Source organism: Saccharibacillus endophyticus (assembly GCF_013185185.1).
Classification (GTDB): domain Bacteria; phylum Bacillota; class Bacilli; order Paenibacillales; family Paenibacillaceae; genus Saccharibacillus; species Saccharibacillus endophyticus.
In genome coordinates, this window is record NZ_JAAZWE010000004.1 from 1 (window position 1) to 16,573 (window position 16,573).

The 16,573-nt window shown below is 52.1% G+C and carries 16 protein-coding genes and 1 riboswitch; of the genes, 6 read left to right on the forward strand and 10 right to left on the reverse strand.

Features of this window, described 5'->3' with window-relative positions; genetic code table 11:
* Positions 1-587 precede the first annotated feature (587 nt).
* The 5 genes from HRQ63_RS14725 to HRQ63_RS14745 form a co-directional block, all read right to left on the reverse strand.
* Positions 588-1,979, reverse strand: coding sequence for an NCS2 family permease (locus HRQ63_RS14725; RefSeq protein WP_037292240.1), 1,392 nt, complete (start codon positions 1,977-1,979; stop codon positions 588-590).
* Between the two features lie 157 nt (positions 1,980-2,136).
* A riboswitch (purine riboswitch) is annotated at positions 2,137-2,236 on the reverse strand.
* A gap of 279 nt (positions 2,237-2,515) precedes the next feature.
* Positions 2,516-2,893 (reverse strand): MmcQ/YjbR family DNA-binding protein, encoded by a 378-nt coding sequence (locus HRQ63_RS14730; RefSeq protein WP_172245116.1) that lies wholly within the window; start codon positions 2,891-2,893, stop codon positions 2,516-2,518.
* Positions 2,894-2,907: 14 nt separating this feature from the next.
* The gene (locus HRQ63_RS14735) at positions 2,908-3,957 is read right to left on the reverse strand and encodes a leucine-rich repeat domain-containing protein (RefSeq protein ID WP_172245118.1); all 1,050 of its coding nucleotides are present in this window, start codon (positions 3,955-3,957) and stop codon (positions 2,908-2,910) included.
* Positions 3,954-4,565 carry a DUF1349 domain-containing protein gene (locus tag HRQ63_RS14740; RefSeq protein WP_172245120.1) on the reverse strand — a complete coding sequence of 204 codons (612 nt, stop codon included), beginning with the start codon at positions 4,563-4,565 and terminating at the stop codon, positions 3,954-3,956. The genes HRQ63_RS14735 and HRQ63_RS14740 overlap by 4 nt, the downstream gene beginning before the upstream one ends.
* A 147-nt stretch (positions 4,566-4,712) precedes the next feature.
* Positions 4,713-4,889: a hypothetical protein gene (locus HRQ63_RS14745; protein WP_172245122.1), complete on the reverse strand. Its 177-nt coding sequence runs from the start codon at positions 4,887-4,889 to the stop codon at positions 4,713-4,715.
* Between the two features lie 247 nt (positions 4,890-5,136).
* On the opposite strand from HRQ63_RS14745, the gene HRQ63_RS14750 reads away from it, so the two are divergent.
* From HRQ63_RS14750 to HRQ63_RS14770, 5 genes are read left to right on the forward strand one after another with little or no spacing between them, the layout of a single operon-like run.
* Positions 5,137-6,177 (forward strand): LacI family DNA-binding transcriptional regulator, encoded by a 1,041-nt coding sequence (locus HRQ63_RS14750; RefSeq protein WP_172245124.1) that lies wholly within the window; start codon positions 5,137-5,139, stop codon positions 6,175-6,177.
* Between the two features lie 48 nt (positions 6,178-6,225).
* Entirely contained in the window at positions 6,226-7,320 is a 1,095-nt protein-coding gene (locus HRQ63_RS14755; protein WP_229714247.1) for a sulfate ABC transporter substrate-binding protein, read from the forward strand.
* Between the two features lie 55 nt (positions 7,321-7,375).
* Positions 7,376-8,239, forward strand: a complete 864-nt coding sequence (gene cysT / locus HRQ63_RS14760) for a sulfate ABC transporter permease subunit CysT (RefSeq protein WP_172245126.1) — start codon at positions 7,376-7,378, stop codon at positions 8,237-8,239.
* Positions 8,240-8,242: 3 nt separating this feature from the next.
* A complete protein-coding gene (gene cysW, locus HRQ63_RS14765) occupies positions 8,243-9,118 on the forward strand; it encodes a sulfate ABC transporter permease subunit CysW (RefSeq protein WP_172245128.1) in 876 nt (291 codons plus the stop codon).
* The gene (locus HRQ63_RS14770; protein ID WP_172245130.1) at positions 9,108-10,166 is read left to right on the forward strand and encodes a sulfate/molybdate ABC transporter ATP-binding protein; all 1,059 of its coding nucleotides are present in this window, start codon (positions 9,108-9,110) and stop codon (positions 10,164-10,166) included. Before cysW ends, HRQ63_RS14770 begins: the two co-directional genes overlap by 11 nt.
* A gap of 288 nt (positions 10,167-10,454) precedes the next feature.
* Here HRQ63_RS14770 and HRQ63_RS14775 read toward each other — a convergent pair whose 3' ends face one another.
* The 3 genes from HRQ63_RS14775 to guaA form a co-directional block, all read right to left on the reverse strand.
* Positions 10,455-11,651 (reverse strand): Bcr/CflA family multidrug efflux MFS transporter, encoded by a 1,197-nt coding sequence (locus tag HRQ63_RS14775; RefSeq protein ID WP_172245132.1) that lies wholly within the window; start codon positions 11,649-11,651, stop codon positions 10,455-10,457.
* A 133-nt stretch (positions 11,652-11,784) separates the two neighbouring features.
* Positions 11,785-12,246: an SMI1/KNR4 family protein gene (locus HRQ63_RS14780; protein WP_229714248.1), complete on the reverse strand. Its 462-nt coding sequence runs from the start codon at positions 12,244-12,246 to the stop codon at positions 11,785-11,787.
* 491 nt (positions 12,247-12,737) lie between these two features.
* Entirely contained in the window at positions 12,738-14,276 is a 1,539-nt protein-coding gene (gene guaA, locus HRQ63_RS14785; RefSeq protein WP_172245136.1) for a glutamine-hydrolyzing GMP synthase, read from the reverse strand.
* A gap of 194 nt (positions 14,277-14,470) precedes the next feature.
* On the opposite strand from guaA, the gene HRQ63_RS14790 reads away from it, so the two are divergent.
* A complete protein-coding gene (locus tag HRQ63_RS14790) occupies positions 14,471-15,280 on the forward strand; it encodes a DedA family protein (RefSeq protein WP_172245138.1) in 810 nt (269 codons plus the stop codon).
* Between the two features lie 123 nt (positions 15,281-15,403).
* On the opposite strand, the gene HRQ63_RS14795 is transcribed toward HRQ63_RS14790, so the two are convergent.
* A complete protein-coding gene (locus tag HRQ63_RS14795) occupies positions 15,404-15,640 on the reverse strand; it encodes a hypothetical protein (RefSeq protein ID WP_172245140.1) in 237 nt (78 codons plus the stop codon).
* Between the two features lie 375 nt (positions 15,641-16,015).
* On the reverse strand, positions 16,016-16,474 hold the full coding sequence (bcp, locus tag HRQ63_RS14800; protein WP_172245142.1) for a thioredoxin-dependent thiol peroxidase: 459 nt from the start codon (positions 16,472-16,474) through the stop codon (positions 16,016-16,018).
* Between the last annotated feature and the right edge of the window lie 99 nt (positions 16,475-16,573).

Here is a 16,573-nt window from a genome sequence, read left to right on the forward strand (position 1 = left end):
GATGATCTTCATCATCGCGACTCACTTACTGTTCAGTTTTCAAGGAGCAAACTGTGTTTCTCGTTTCTGCCGCTCAGCGTTTTGCTCGCAGCAGCAACTCTTATATATTAGCATGTTCGTTTTCGTTTTGCAAGTCTTTTTTGAAATCTTTTTTTCAGCTTCGTTCGAAGCTTCTTTTCCGATCTCATCTGGACCCGCTCACTTCTTCGAACCGCATCGGCGCTCTCTCAAGGCCGTTCCTAGACTATAGCACGCGCTTTAAAGCAAAGCAAGCTTTTTATTTAAACCTTTTATATCGTTAATTAAGCTTGTTTATATGTACGAACTGAGTATTTCCCAGCCTCATTAGGCGGACTTTTGCTTCCGTATCTCTCAGCTACGCTAAGTCGGCGACTCACCTCTTAAACTTTGTATCCCATTCGCACGCGTATCTACTATATAAACGTGATGAATAAATAGAGTAAACATAAAAGTAGCTTGTCTCAAGTTTGAGACAAGCTACTAGATCCGATTGTTTTCCCCTTTGATGATTTCTCTCTATAATAATGCTCTCTTTTTATAAGTTGCTGCGTGATTCGAACGTACGATTATTCTCCGCCGAGGAATACATACCGTGCGAGTACCAGAACGGCCAGTACCCACATCAACCAGTGAATCTTCACTTTGCGGCTCGTGAACAAGCTGCTCACTCCGCCCAGTACCACGTAGGAAAGAATACCGATCGAGATCCCGTTAGCGATACCGTTCGTGAAAGGCATGAAGATGATCGTCAGGAAAGCAGGAATCGCGTGCATCATATCGTCCCATTCGATGCTGCGAACTTGCGAGATCATCAGAACGCCGACCATGATCAGCGCCGGAGCCGTTGCTGCCGAAGGCACAACCAATGCCAGCGGAGCGATGAACATCGCCAGTAAGAACAGTACGCCTGTCGTTACGGAAGTCAAACCCGTACGTCCGCCTTCCGCGATACCTGCCGTACTTTCTACATAAGAAGTGATTGTGCTCGTACCCAGAACCGCACCTGTGCTGACGCCGACCGCATCGACCAGCATCGCTTTGCCGATCTTCTTCTCGCCTTCTTCTTTGTTCTTCATCAGTCCGGCACGTTCGGCCGTACCGACCAGCGTACCGAATGTATCGAACAATTCAACAAAGGTGAAGACGAACACGATCTCGAACAGGCCAAGTTGCAAGGCTCCCATGATATCCAGCTGACCGACAGCCAGATCGCCGAGCGACGGCAGCCAACTTCCGGTAGTCAGGCCGCTCAGGTTCGTTACGCCCATCGGAATGCCGATCAGCGTGATCAACACGATACCGATCAGCAGCGCGCCGCGAACGCGCATCACCATCAGAATGCCGATAATGAAAATCCCGATCAGGGATAGCAGCGTATCTTTCTGATGCATGAAGTCGCCGAGGGCCAGTTGGAAATTGGAGCCTAGCACTGTTACCGGAGCTTGCAGCTGCGCGACATCCGTGATCCCCGTAACCGTTGCGGAAGCGGAAATGATGTTGCCGAGCTTCATCCCGATGATGGTAACGAATAAACCGATACCCACGGTGATTGCCGCCTTGATCGAGGACGGCACCGCCACAATTAACATTTGTCTGACCTTGGTTACCGTCAAGATAATGAAAATGATACCGGAGATGAAGACCGCGCCGAGTGCGGCCTGCCATGTAATCGCGCCGTTCGAACTCAAAACGACGGTCATAAAGTACGCGTTAAGCCCCATGCCCGGAGCCAGCGCGACCGGAATGTTGGCGAACAGACCCATCAGGATCGTTACGAGGCCCGCGCCGACTGCTGTTGCGAAGAATACGCCGGAAGCCGGAATGCCCGCGCCGTCCGGACCGAGGAACGAAATGTTCACGATCAGGATGTAAGCCATCGTGATGAACGTAGTCAGACCGGCAATGATTTCCGTTCTGAATGTCGTGCCGTGTTCTTTGAGTTTAAAGAACTTTTCCATGTTACCCATGTTGCCCGTTTGCCCCCTCTGAATATGAATGCGTCAGATCTTGTGGAACGACAAAAGAGACCGGATTCGATTAGATCGCCCCCGGTACTCCTTAGAACTGAGAAAACGCGAACGCGATGCGCCGGACGCTGAAACGTCATGGCCGCAAGGTCGCTTTTTCCCGTTTCGTAGAGAGATCATTTCGGTGATCACGTAGAGACTTCCGAGCCTATCCCCGGAATTATACGAACACTATTTCAATTGTCGATTACCTTATCCGCCTTTCGAGCACTTTAGCGTTGACAAAGCACTAGTCGGCTTCACAGGTTACATTCTAGGACAGCAACAAAATCTTGTCAACAAAAAAACGAATGATTGAAAGAGGGTTTTATTTAAACGTTCGTTAATTATCCAAAAATCCGCCAATAAAAAAACGTTTTATCCGAGAATCACCTGCTTGTCGTCTTTTTTCCTTAACGACATTCATGCAAAATCTCAGAAAAAACGTTAATGCCAAGCTCTATGTTCGAAGAAAGAATGTTCGGTTTTTAGTTCTCGTTTTCTAAAGGCGGAAGTTCGTCTCGAACTTTCTTAGGCAGCCCACGCCGTACCAACTCATACGAGTGACGAATCATGCCTGCGACAAAATCGGCTTCCAATCCTTCTTCCTCCAGCAATATGCTGTTCCAATGCGACTTATTCGAATAATAGCCCGAAACAATTTGCGCATATCGTTCACGATATTCTTCCGCCAACCGAGGATCGCACTTCAGCGTCAAAATCTCTCGCCCCTCGCTGTTTTGCCCCCGCATCCCGAAGTACTTCCCTCCGACCCGATACAGCAGGCTTCCCCATTCCTCTTTGAAAAAAGCTTCGGTTCCCGGCAGCGCCAAACTTGTTTCTCGAATCCATTCATCCGTAAGCATCGATCCATCCTCCTTCAAAATCCGGATTTGATCCACCAAGCCTGCCGCTCGAACAAACCTTCCCGTTCCAAAATAGCCTGTACCTCTTTATGCTTGCTTCCTTTCGCCATCGCAACCGACAATTTATCAGGGCGACGCGCGGCAATCAATTGCTCGAAGGCGCTCGGTTCCAATGTCTTCACTTCCCGGAAAGCCAACTGATTGAGCTTCGGAGCCGTCAATATCCAGTCCAAATCCTCCAGGCCCACATTGTTGCAGACTACCAGTTGGAGCGCTTGAAGATTTTTGAGATCTGGCAGCGTCTTTAAAAGAGGTTGATCGATGATTTCAAGCCGCTCAAGTTGTTTCAAATGCGTCAGCACATGAAGTTCGACAAGCTTTTTGGCCGATAAAATTCTGAGCTTTTTCAGACCCGGCAGTCCGTCCAGCCATTCCAGACTCTCTGCTTTGCCTTGGCCGATCGATAATGAAGCAAGCCCAGGCAATTCGCTCAGGAAACCCAGCTCTTCCAAAGGAATACCGTGCACGTACAACTCTTCAAGAGATTGCAGCTCCCGAATCGTCTCGATCCCTTTTTTATGACCGTGCAATTCAAGTCTTTTCAAACCATGGAACCGCCGCAGTACCGACAAATCGGGTTTCTTGGAACGGGTTTTTCCCAAACCTATTCGCGTTAAGCGGCTTGTGACCCCATGGAACGCATCAAACGAATCCAATTCGAATACGTCCAATACCAGCTCATGCAAATTTTCCAAACGGCCCAGATGCTCCAATCCTTCTACCTTTGACGAGCAATCCACAGACAGTTTCTCCACAAAAGGCAAGGCGGTTAACACGGATAGCTTAGCGTTTTGTCCATGAAATCCGTAAATTCGCAGCTTAACGTCCGGGCGTACTGCAAACAATTCTTCGTTAAGAAGCTTTAACAGCCGTGCGCCCGGCACCTCCGATTCGCTATACTGCACGATGCGCAGCGACGGCTCGGCCGCAAGATTGCGCAGGTCATCCGCCGTCCAATTTTTTTGCAATTGAACGCGTCCGCCCATCCCGATCTGCTCGATCAAGAATGTTCCTCTGCCTTCCGGCTGTGCGCGTTAATCTCAAAGCTGTGGAACGCCGTCTCGAAACCGCCTTCCGTACCCGGACTTGCCGCATATAGGCCGACTTTGAGCGCCTGACCTTCCGGGCAGCGCAAATGCGCGATCCGAAGCTGCTCCCATTCCTCGCCGACCGTCCGCGCATAGATAAGGAAATCATTCCCTTCGCGCACGACTTTGAATTGCAGGCGCTGCTTGAACAGGTCGGATGCGGCGTTGCGCGTCGACCAATCCGAATATCCGTCGCGCGTCACTACGGCTCCCAGATGCGACGGCGCGTTCGGAATGTACTCCACGGACGTTTTCAACCAGTTGTCCCGATCGACTTCGACGAACAGTCCGGCTTGATCGAACGTGTAGCGCGGGTCCATCTCCAGTTCGGTTACCGCTTCGAAATCTCCGGCGATCTCGTCGTACAGCACATGTCCGTTGTAGCGCTCGAAGCCGTAGTGGGTTTTCAGCCAAAAGTCGGTGTCCGGCAGGGTATGCAGCTTTAAGCTTTCCTCTGTCGGCTCCAGCTTTTGCGGCTGCGTCATGATTTGAAGCTTGTCGATCCGTTGCGGTATGTATTGCATGTCGTTTCCCCTTTCGATGTACGAGATACGAGAACAAACAGGTTCCTGCGAATATCTCGATTATATCCGATTTTCTCGATGCGCATCCAAATAAAACGGCCTTTCCCATATTGACGCGAGAAAAGCCGTTCGAATCATCATGCTCGCTTACTCAAAAGTCGGATTCGTCAAACGAACATTGGAAACCGTTCCGCAGCCCGCGCAGAAAGTCAACAGCACTTCCGAGCCTTTGAGCGCCATTTTGTTTTGATCGGCAGGTTTGACTTTCATGTATTGAATCGCTTCTTTAAACTCGGTACCGCCACAGTTTGAACAAGTTTGCATAGGTATCACTCCTTCAATGATTGAATTTAATATGTACCATTTTCCTTTTTTTTCATTTCTCCTATTTTACAGTCATTTATATGAATAAGCAAAAGGGCAGGAAGCACTCAGCAGCGGCAATTTCACTTTTCCGCAAACGTTATACTTATTTCCCGTTGAAGTTTCTCTGCAGGCCGGATTATAATAACGCATATTAAACCAATGAAATTAGTATGATTTATAACTCGCTGCCGAGAGGAGCGCGAATATGACTTTGAAGGAGATTGCCGAGCTGGCCGGAGTGTCGACGTCTACCGTTTCGCGGATCATCAATTCTCCCGACGACAGCTTCGCCCGCAAAACGGTGCGCGATCGGGTATGGAAGATCATTCACGAAACCGGTTACGTACCGAACCAATCCGCGCGCGAGCTGAAGCAGGGGAAAAAGGAAGAGGCGGTACATCGATGTACCACCATCTCCTGCATTCTGGGGCGCACCCGGGATCTGGAGGACAATCCGTTTTTTGCCCAGACCGCCAGAGCGATCGAACAGCAGGCGTTGGAAAAAGGCTGTACCGTATCCGCCTACTATTCCATTTTCGATCTGCAAAACGACCCGTTCGGCAGACGCACCGAAATTCCGCGAGCGGACGGCGCGATCGTACTGGGACGCCTGAACGACAAGACCCGCGCGCTCCTCGACAAGCATTACAAAAACATCGTGTACGTCGGACGCAACGTGATCGATGCCGAATGGGATCAGATCGTGTGCGACGGCTATGAAGCGGCGAGGACGGCCTTAAAGCATCTGATCGAATTGGGACATCGGCGCATCGCCTATATCGGGGAAACGCACAGCGAAATCCGCTACCGCGCGTTCGCCGATACGGTACGCGAATACGGACTGGACACTGACCCGTCGCTGATCGCTTCGGTAACGCAGGACGGTCCGGGCGGTTACGAAGGCGCGGAATATCTGCTGCGCGGAGCCAAGCCGCTGCCGACCGCGATCTTTTGCGCGACCGATGTCACGGCGATCGCGGCAATCAAACGCTTCGTCGAAGCCGGCATCAAAGTGCCCGAGCAGCTCTCGATTATCGGCATGGACGATATCGAGATCGCGCAGTACCTGACCCCCGTGCTTACGACAGTGAGCATTCCGAAGGTAGAGATGGGCAAGGTGGCGGTTCGCACGCTGCTCGATCGCATCCATAAAGAACACCGTTTGCCGATGAAAATCTTTTTGCCGCACAAATTGCTCGTTCGAGAAAGTACCGCAAAACCGGAAAAGAAAAAGCAAATCCGCTGATCCAAGTCCGGCAAATCACCTACACATATTGTTAAGGAGGAAACAATGATGGGTTTTACATGGGCTCAAATGAATGCTTGGCGAAAAAAGACGGTGCTCGGTTTGACCCTTCTGGTGGCGGCGGCGCCTCTCGCGGCTTGCGGTTCGAACGCGGCGAACAACGGAAACACGGCGGAAGCGCAAGGAGCATCCGGCGAAACGTCGGCTCCGGCTGCCGTGGAAATCACCAACGTCTCGTACGATCCGACGCGGGAATTGTACGATGCCTACAACAAACTATTCCAAGCACATTGGAAAGAAAAAAGCGGGCAGGACGTCGGCATCATCCAGTCGCACGGCGGCTCCGGCAAACAAGCCCGTTCGGTGCTGGAAGGCAACGAAGCCGACGTGGTGACGCTGGCGCTGGAACAAGACGTGGCGGAACTGGAAAAAGGCGGCCTGATCGAACCCGGCTGGGTCGGCGAATTCGACAAGCAAAGTTCGCCGTACACCTCGACCATCGTGTTTCTGGTACGCAAAGGCAATCCGAAAGGCATCAAAGACTGGGACGATATCGTGAAAAACGGCGTCGAGATCATCACTCCGAATCCGAAAACGTCCGGCGGCGCGCGTTGGAACTTCCTCGCGGCATGGGCTTACGCCCAAGCGCACGACGGGGCCGACGAAGCCAAATCGACCGAGTTCATCAAAAGCTTGTACAACAACGTAACGGTACTGGACACCGGAGCGCGCGGCGCGACGACGACGTTCGTGGAAAACAATCAGGGCGACGTGCTGCTGGCTTGGGAAAACGAAGCGTTCCTGTCAATCAAAGAGCATCCGGACGACTACGAGATCGTAACGCCGAGCATCAGTATCCTGGCGCAGCCTTCAGTCGCGGTGGTGGATGAAATCGCCAAAAAGCGCGGTACCGAAAAAGTTTCTACCGAGTACCTGCAATACCTCTACTCCGACGAAGCGCAAAAGCTGGCGGGCGAAAACTACTACCGTCCGTCCAACCCCGATATCCTGGCGCAGTTCTCGGACACGTTCAATCTGGATCTGAAGCTGGTCACGATTGACGACGATTTCGGCGGATGGGAAGCGGCAACGGAGAAGTTCTTCGCGGACGGCGCGATCTTCGATCAGATTTACCGAAAATGAGGACGGCTTCTTGCTTGAGTAAGGAAGCCGAATCGCGGGAAAAGGAGGTCGGCGCATGGGACAAGCCAAGTGGGTAAGCAGCAGGCATTCGCGTAAAAAAAACCGGGTCATCCCCGGTTTCGGCCTATCGATGGGCATCACCATTTCCATGCTCAGCTTGATCGTCCTGATCCCGCTGCTCTCCATCTTCGTCGTATTGTCCGGCGTCGGACCCGCGGATTTCTGGAAAGCGATCTCCGATCCGCAAGCAATCGCCGCGTACCGGGTCAGCCTGATCTGCGCCTTGGCGGCCGCGCTCGTCAACGCATTGTTCGGCACGATCCTGGCCTGGATCCTGGTACGCTATCGGTTTCCGGGCAGACGGATACTCGACGGACTGATCGAACTGCCTTTCGCGCTGCCGACCGCCGTTGCGGGAATTGCGCTGACGACGCTCTACTCGGACAACGGCTGGATCGGAAAGCTGCTGGCGGGCATCGGCATCAAAGTCGCGTACACGCCGATCGGGATTACGATCGCGTTGATTTTTATCGGCATTCCGTTCGTGGTGCGCGCGATTCAGCCGGTACTCGAAAAACTCGACGGCCAGTATGAAGAAGCGGCGACGATGCTCGGAGCAAGCGGCTGGCAAACGTTTCGCCGAGTGGTGTTTCCCGAGATCCGTCCCGCTCTCCTCACCGGCTTCGGCCTGGCATTCGCGCGGGGATTGGGCGAATACGGCAGCGTTATTTTTATCGCGGGCAATATCCCTTACGAGACGCAAATCGTGCCGCTGATCATTATGAGCAAACTCGAACAGTTCAATTACGGCGCGGCAACCTCGATCGCGCTGATCATGATCGTCTTCTCGTTCCTCACGCTTTTCGCGATCAACTTTATCCAATCCAGACTCAATCATGCGGCAAAGGGGGCGGAATGACCGATGAATCTTGCGAATCCGGCCGAAACCGCCAACCGTGTCCAAGAAAAACCGCGCGATCCGGGTAAAGCTGCCAAATATACTCTGATCGGTCTGGGCGTCGCTTTTATCCTGATCATGTTGGTGCTTCCGTTGATTACGGTCTGCGTGTACGCGCTCAAGCAAGGTTGGGACGTTTTTTCCCAGGCGATCACCGATCCGTACGCGATCAAAGCGCTTCGGCTCACCCTGCTCGCGACCGTCGTCGCCGTGGTATGCAATACGTTCTTCGGCTTGTTCGCTTCCTGGGCGATCAGCAAGTTCCATTTCCGCGGCAAACAGTTTCTCACGACGCTGATCGATATCCCGTTCGCCATCTCTCCGATCATCGCGGGTCTGGTATTCATTCTCGTGTTCGGCCGGATCGGTTGGGCGTACGACTTCCTGCAAACGTACGACATTAAAGTGGTGTTCGCGGTGCCGGGAATCATTCTCGCGACCATTTTTGTCACCTTCCCGTTCGTGGCGCGCGAGCTGATTCCGCTGATGCAGGCGCAGGGCAACGACGAAGAAGAAGCGGCGGCGCTGATGGGCGCGAAATGGTGGACCATCTACCGCAAAGTGACGCTGCCGCATATCAAGTGGGGACTGCTGTACGGAGTCATCTTGTGTACGGCGCGGGCGTTGGGCGAGTTCGGAGCGGTCTCCGTCGTCTCGGGACATCTGCGCGGCAAAACGAACACTCTTCCGCTGCATATCGAGATTCTGTTTAACGAGTTCCAACTGACCGCGGCATTCGCCGTATCGTCTATCTTGGTCGTGACCGCGATCATCATTCTGATTTTGCGCAATATCGTCGAATTCAAAGGCCGCAAGGAGGAAGGCGAACATGTACGTTGAACTGAAGGACGTAAACAAAAAGTTCAAAGGATTCCGGGCGCTGGACGACGTATCTTTTTCTATCGACAAAGGCAAGTTGGTCGGTCTGCTCGGCCCTTCCGGCAGCGGCAAAACGACAATTCTGCGCACGCTGGCGGGATTGGTGCATCCGGACTCCGGAGATATTTTTATCGACGGCAAAAGGGTCAACGACGTGCCGGCCAGCAAACGCGGGATCGGCTTCGTTTTTCAAAACTATGCGCTGTTCCGCTATATGACGGTATTCGACAACGTGGCATTCGGTTTGACGGTGGAAAAAAAGGACAAGAAATTCATCAAGCAGCGCGTCAACGAACTGATCGGCTTGGTCGGACTGGAAGGTTTGCAGGATCGTTATCCGCATCAACTATCCGGCGGGCAAAGACAGCGCGTAGCATTCGCCCGGGCGCTCGCGCCTAACCCGCATCTGCTGCTGCTCGACGAACCTTTCGCCGCGATCGACGCCAAAATTCGCAAAGAACTGCGGCTGTGGCTGCGCGAAACGATCAACTCGCTCGGCATCACCAGCATCTTCGTCACGCACGACCAGGACGAAGCGGTCGAAGTAGCCGACGAGATCGTGATCGTGAACGGCGGCCGCATCGAGCAAAAAGGCAATCCGGCCGATATCTACAAATCCCCCGCGACGCCTTTCGCTGCTAGATTTATCGGCGAATCGCTGGTGTTGGACCGCCACGAGACGCTGCACGGGTTCGAGACCTACAGCGGCTACGACCGAGCCGTGATCCGCCCCGAGCTGATCCAAATCGCCAAACACGGCAAACAACCGATCCTGCACGCCAGCGAAGACGGCATCGTGGAAGACGTCTTTTTCCGCGGCAGCCTGATCGAAGTCCACGTGAACGTCAAAGGCATGCGCCTGATCGGCCACCGTTCCCCGGAAGAAGACCCTCTGCTGCCAGGCGAAAAAGTGAGCGTGCTGATTTATCGGCTGTATCTCTATAATGAAGATAAAGTTCATTTGGCGGAGAACGTACGGTTAAAGGATGAGAATACGGTATTTATTTGATGAAAAAGAACAGCTGCTTCATTTAATTTGATGCGACTGTCCGGATACGTCAGGAAAGTCCTGTTCGTTGGAAAAGCGGACCGCTGCGGGAGAAATTCGTTCAAGGCGCTGTCTCACTCGGGAATCGAGATTATATTTTTATAGGAAGATTCCCGAGTTCAAAGGCGTCTTTCACTGAATTTCTCCCTCCGCTTGCGGCTGATCAACAAAAGAATTTTCTCGACAAAAAAGACAGTCGCCCTATGCAGCGACTGTCTTTTTTAGTTTAGGCTTAGACTGAGATTAAGTTTACTCAGCTTTTCTTACAAGCATAACATAAGCGAGAATCGCAAGGAGACTCGTGCCCATCAAAGTAAAACCAAGCGGAACAGCCGTATCTTCGCCCGCGATTCCGACGATAGGCGCGACCAATCCTCCCAGCGCGAACGGCACAAGGCCGAGCAGCGCAGCGGCGCTGCCTGCATTTTTGGACTGGCTCTCCATGGCAAGCGGGAAAGCCGCCGTGGAAGTGATGCTGATCGAACATACGAAAAAGAATAAAGGAATAACCAAAGCAAGCAGCGGTCCTTCGACAATCGTAACCCCTGCCACGACGATACTCGATACGAGAGCCATCCATAAGCCGATAACCATAAGCCTCTGCTCGGGAACCCGATGCGAGATCCGCCCGACGATTTGAGAACCGATCATTAAGCTGATTCCGTTGGAGGCAAACAACACGGAGAACATTGTCGGTGAAACGCCGTAAATATTTTGGTAAACGAAAGGTGTAGCCGCCACGTAGGCAAATACCCCTCCCGTCAGGATGCCCTGTGCCAACATGTAGCCCAAAAACTTCCGATCGCGCAGCATCGCGCCGTAATTGCGAAGCTGGGACTTGAAATTCGGCGATACGCGTCGTTCGGAAGGAAGACTCTCCTTCAAACGAAATTGCGTCATGAGGTACAGGAAAACGCCCAGAATCGACAAGGAAAGAAATACGCCCGGCCATGTCGTGAATTTAAGTACTCCGCTTCCGGCAATAGGAGCGACTAACGGTCCCAGGTTGCCTACAAGCAGCAGCAGAGAGAAAAATTTGGTCAGTTCATGACCGCTGTACAGATCGCGGGCAATCGCGCGCGAAATGACGATTCCTGCAGAGGCCGCAAATCCTTGTGCAAACCGGAGTACGATCAACGTGCCGATATTCGGAGAATACGCGCACGCCAACGAAACGATGACGTAGGCAATGATGCCGATCAGCAAAGGTCTGCGTCTGCCGTAAGCATCGCTCAAAGGACCGACGACAAGCTGTCCGATGCCGAGTCCCAACAAACAAGCCGTCAGACTGAATTGAACCAACGAAGCGTTCGTATCGAAGTCTTTGGCGATCTGCGGAAACGCGGGCAAATACATGTCGATCGTAAAGGGGCCCAACGTCGAAAACACGCCTAACAACAAAGCGAGACCGATAACACTCCACCGACTACCTGTACTCTTATCCATAATGACTTAACTCTCCAACCCCTCTTGATCCTATCTTTTTGTTCGGGTCGCGGATCACGTAGCAACCTGATTGCAGATTATACATGACCCCGGTTACTAAGTGAATACTATTTATTTTTAATTTTATACTTTATTATTTTCCATGTATTGCATGGTAGGCATCCATCGCGAACTTCGACAATTCCGCCAGCAAACTCGCAAAGTCCTCGGCAATCAGTTCCAACGGCGATTCGTCGTATCCGTCGTGATACAGCCGGTATACTGCGCCGTCCGTTTGCAGAACCAACAAGTCCCCATCACCGAACCCGCCGATCGGGAACAACTCCGCTGCTGGCTGAATTGCATCCTGACTCCGATACTCCGCAATGAGCTCCATCGCCGCAGGATAAGCCCATTCTTGCTCTTTGAGCCCGTGCAATTCCGGTTCGGCAAAACGAAATGCGCCGAACTTCGCTAACAACAAACGATATTCTTGGGGCAAAGAAATGCCGTGAAGTTGTTCGAATGCTTCTAGTTCTTTTTCCGGCTCCGGCTGCACACCGTCTTGTCCCCAAGCTTCGTAGGTTTCCGCCAATAACTCCTCGATCTCTTCCATCTTCAAAGGAATGTCTCCTCTTCTGCTGCCAATTTCCATTTTTCGGTGCCCTGCCTGCCATATGTACAAATGCCGCTCTGGCTGGTCGGAGCCGCTTTTCTCGCGCACCTCGGGTACGACTCCATTTGAAATGCGGATCACGACATCACGCCTGCCGACGCATGCTGAACCGCACCGCCATTAAGTAGATATCGGTCGCGGCGGGTCTTCTGTTGATCGGTTTTGCCGGGTATTTCGTGCATGAGTTTATTACGGATTTGATGGCGTACATCAAGGCTTAAGCCTACTAATATTCTCCCTTTTCCAACGAACGGCTCTGATTTTTTGCATGTTACCGCAACGTCGGATATACCGGTAATTACCAATGAGGCTGTGGCGTCTTCTTGTTGCGGACTTTTGTTTGGCACACTCATGGTTTGCTTTTTAAGAAACAAAAAAACGACCTCAAGGCGTCTAGCATTTGAGGTCGTTTCTTCTTATCTATTAAAAACCTATTCCCACTCGATCGTAGCCGGCGGTTTCGAAGTCACGTCGTACACGATGCGGTTGACGTTATCCACTTCGTTGACGATGCGGACCGAAATTTTCTCCAGGACGTCCCACGGGATGCGTGCCCAGTCGGCGGTCATGCCGTCGATGGACGTTACGGCGCGGATGCCGACGGTGTACGAATACGTACGCGCGTCGCCCATGACGCCGACGCTCTTCATGTTCGGGAGCGCCGTGAAGTACTGCCAGATTTCGCTTTCCAGACCGGCTTTCGCGATTTCTTCGCGCAGGATCAGGTCGGAGTCGCGGACGATGGTCAGCTTCTCTTCCGTGACTTCGCCGAGAACGCGGATCGCCAGACCCGGACCCGGGAAAGGCTGACGCCAAACGATCGCGTGCGGCAGGCCCAGCTCTTCGCCGACTTTGCGCACTTCGTCTTTGAACAACGTGTTCAAAGGCTCGATCAATTTGAACTTCATATCTTCCGGCAATCCGCCGACATTATGGTGAGACTTGATCGTCTGCGCCGTCGCCGTGCCGCTTTCCACGATGTCCGTGTACAGCGTGCCTTGTGCCAGGAACGCGAAATCGCCGAGTTTGGCCGATTCTTCGTCGAAGCAGTAGATGAACTCGTTACCGATGATTTTGCGTTTTTGCTCGGGATCGTCCACGCCTGCGAGCTTGCTCAGGAAGCGCTCTTGCGCGTCGATCTTGATGACATTAATATCGAACTTGCCCACGAAAGTCTCCATAACGCTCTCGGCTTCGCCTTTGCGCAGAAGTCCGTGGTCGATGAACATGCAAGTGAGCTGATCGCCGATCGCTTTGTGGATCAGCATCGCCACGACGGACGAATCGACGCCGCCGCTCAGCGCGCACAATACTTTTTTATCGCCGACTTGCTCGCGAATTTCCTGGATCGACTGCTCCACGAACGATTCCATCGTCCACTCGCCGCTGCATTTGCAGACTTCGTAGAGGAAGTTCTTGATCATTTCGTTGCCGTATACGGAGTGGCGTACTTCCGGGTGGAACTGCACCGCGTGCAGATTGCGAGTCGGATGGCTCATTGCCGCGATCGGCGCCGATTCCGTGCCCGCTTCCAGCACGAAGCCTTCCGGCAGCGTCACGACATGGTCGCCGTGGCTCATCCAAACGGTTTGCTTGCTGTCGAGGCCTTTGGTCAGGATGCTGTTGTGCAGGAAATCGACGTCGGCTTTGCCGTATTCGCGTTTGCCGGCGCGCTCTACCTTGCCGCCGAGCTGCTGTGCCATCAACTGCATGCCGTAGCAGATGCCGAAGATCGGCAGACCCAGATCATAGATCGCAGGATCGACGTGAGGAGCTCCTTCTTCATATACGCTAAGCGGTCCGCCCGAGAAGACGATACCCGCCGGATTCAATTCCCGAATACGCTCGACCGGAGTATTGTACGGCATTAGCTCGCTAAATACGCCCAAATCGCGAATTCTTCTGGCAATCAGTTGGTTATATTGTCCCCCGAAGTCGAGTACGACAATCAGTTCGTTCGGTTTATTCATGTCACGCCTCCCTTAATTACTGTCGCTAATTATACCGATGGACCTGACATACCGCAAGAAAAAAAGGCGAGGTAAGGGCTTACTTCCGCAAGTCGTTCGGCTTTGGCGGGCGAAGTTGGATTTTCCTATCCCAAATATCGTAAAATTGAGAAAAATGTTCGCCGCACTCATCGTTCAAAGGAGCTTGAAGCCCTATGGAAATATTCAAAATGGTTCAACAGTTGTTCGAGCAGTACGGCTATCTGGTCATGTTCCTCGGATTGTTTCTGGAATTCATCGCTCTGCCGTTTCCCGGAGAAACCACGATGGCCTACGCCGGCTATCTCTCCTACATGGGATCGCTGAGGTTCGATATTTTGCTGATCGTCGCTTTCCTCGGCACCACGATCGGAATGACCGCCACCTACTTTATCGGTAAAAAAGCGGGGCTGCCTTTCCTTCGACGCTTCGGCGGCTGGTTTTTCAAAGAAAGCAAACTGCTCAAAACGCAAACCTTCTTCGATAAATACGGCCCCGGCCTGATCTTCTTCGGCTATTTCATTCCGGGCGTGCGTCACTTCACCGGGTATTTGGCGGGGATCATGAATATCTCTTTTAAAAAATTTGCCGCTTACGCCTACACGGGTGCCTTGTTCTGGACGCTGCTCTTTCTCGGTCTAGGAAAAATCTTCGGGCCGCAGTGGTCGGTCGCATTCAAATTGGCTGAGCACTACGCGGTGTGGATCGTGTCCGTGATCGTGCTGCTCGTGCTTGTTTTCATCATTTTCCGCTATCGGGCAATGACCGCCTCAGTGCTGGCTTCTCTTCCGCGAGCGTTCAAAGGCCGTAAACAACAAAAAACGAATCAACCGTCAAAAACTCCGCAGCCGATCAAAGGATTGGTTTTGGCTCAAACTGCACAAATGCGTATCCGTTTAAAACACGGCCACATCGTACGCATGCAACCTGGACGTTTTCCCGCAAGGATTATATTGAAGTCGCGTTCCAGGGCGGTAAAACGATAATTCGCGAACTTCAGTACGCGTTGTCCGCATGCAAAAAAATTCCCGGGTCGTCACGACCCGGGAATTTTTTTGATTTCATTGTCATGTGATTTCCGCAAAAATAAGTTCAGTGAATCCGTGGCTTTAAACGCCGATTCCGGCAGTTTGACGTTCACGTTCCGACTTCTCGCCTGCCACAACTTCTTGATCAGGCGTTTCGATTCCTCGAATCTCCATATCTTCAAGCAAATCCATATACAAACGCTTGGCTTGTTCGCAGGCTGCCGTGATGTCGTTCTCCCGTACGTTTTTGTAGATTCCCCGAAGTTTCGCGTTGTAAGAATTGTGATCCACTTTCACCCATGCCGGAATGATTTGCATAACAAATTCCCCTCTCCCCAAAAAATCGATCCAGTCCCGGCCATTCGACCCCCGCCGACTCCCGGACTGCTTGCGGTACGTACCTCGAATCAAGAATGTTTCTCATATCATGATCGAGATACGACAGAATCTTGCCCATCAGATTGATTTGCGCACGGCGTTCCCGTTTCCGAGATCGAAACCGGGAATCCCCCGCCGTCCGACTTTATTTATGAATTCCCCCCTGTTCTAAGGTCAGACTTTGAAAATTTAATGGGATTTTCATTTCCTAACATAAATTTAAACGTTTTTCCGAATTTTCTCAAACGATTTTTCATCTTTCAAGCGCATATATACAGAAAATTGCAAAAAACGGTACTTTCGTAGGTGAAACAATTAACTTTCAAGCGCTTGCAGTACCTCGTCCACATGCCCGGCTACTTTCACTTTCCGCCACTCGCGGACAAGCGTTCCTTCTTCGTCTATCAAAAACGTCGAGCGCACGATGCCTTCGTACTCTTTTCCGAAGTTCTTTTTTACCTGCCATACGCCGAATTGTTCGCTGACCGCGTGCTCCGTATCCGACAGCAGCGGGAACGGCAATTCGTATTTGGCTCCGAACTTTTCATGCGATTTCACGTCGTCCGCGCTGATGCCGATCACGGCCGCATTTTTCGTCGTGAAGTAACTTTCCGAATCCCGGAAGTCGCAAGCCTGCTGCGTGCACCCTGGCGTCATGTCTTTCGGATAAAAGTAAATAACGAGCTTTTTGCCTTTGTAGTCGCTGAGGCTGATGGATTGTCCTCCTACTGCCGGGAGAGTGAAATCTTGGACTTTTTCGTTGAGTTGTACCATGCTGAATCGCTCCTTTTTGGTGGTGTGGAGGCGCTGCGGGGGAAGGGGCTTTCGGATCGCTGTCTCCATTCGATTTCTTGATTATATTTTTTATAGGTT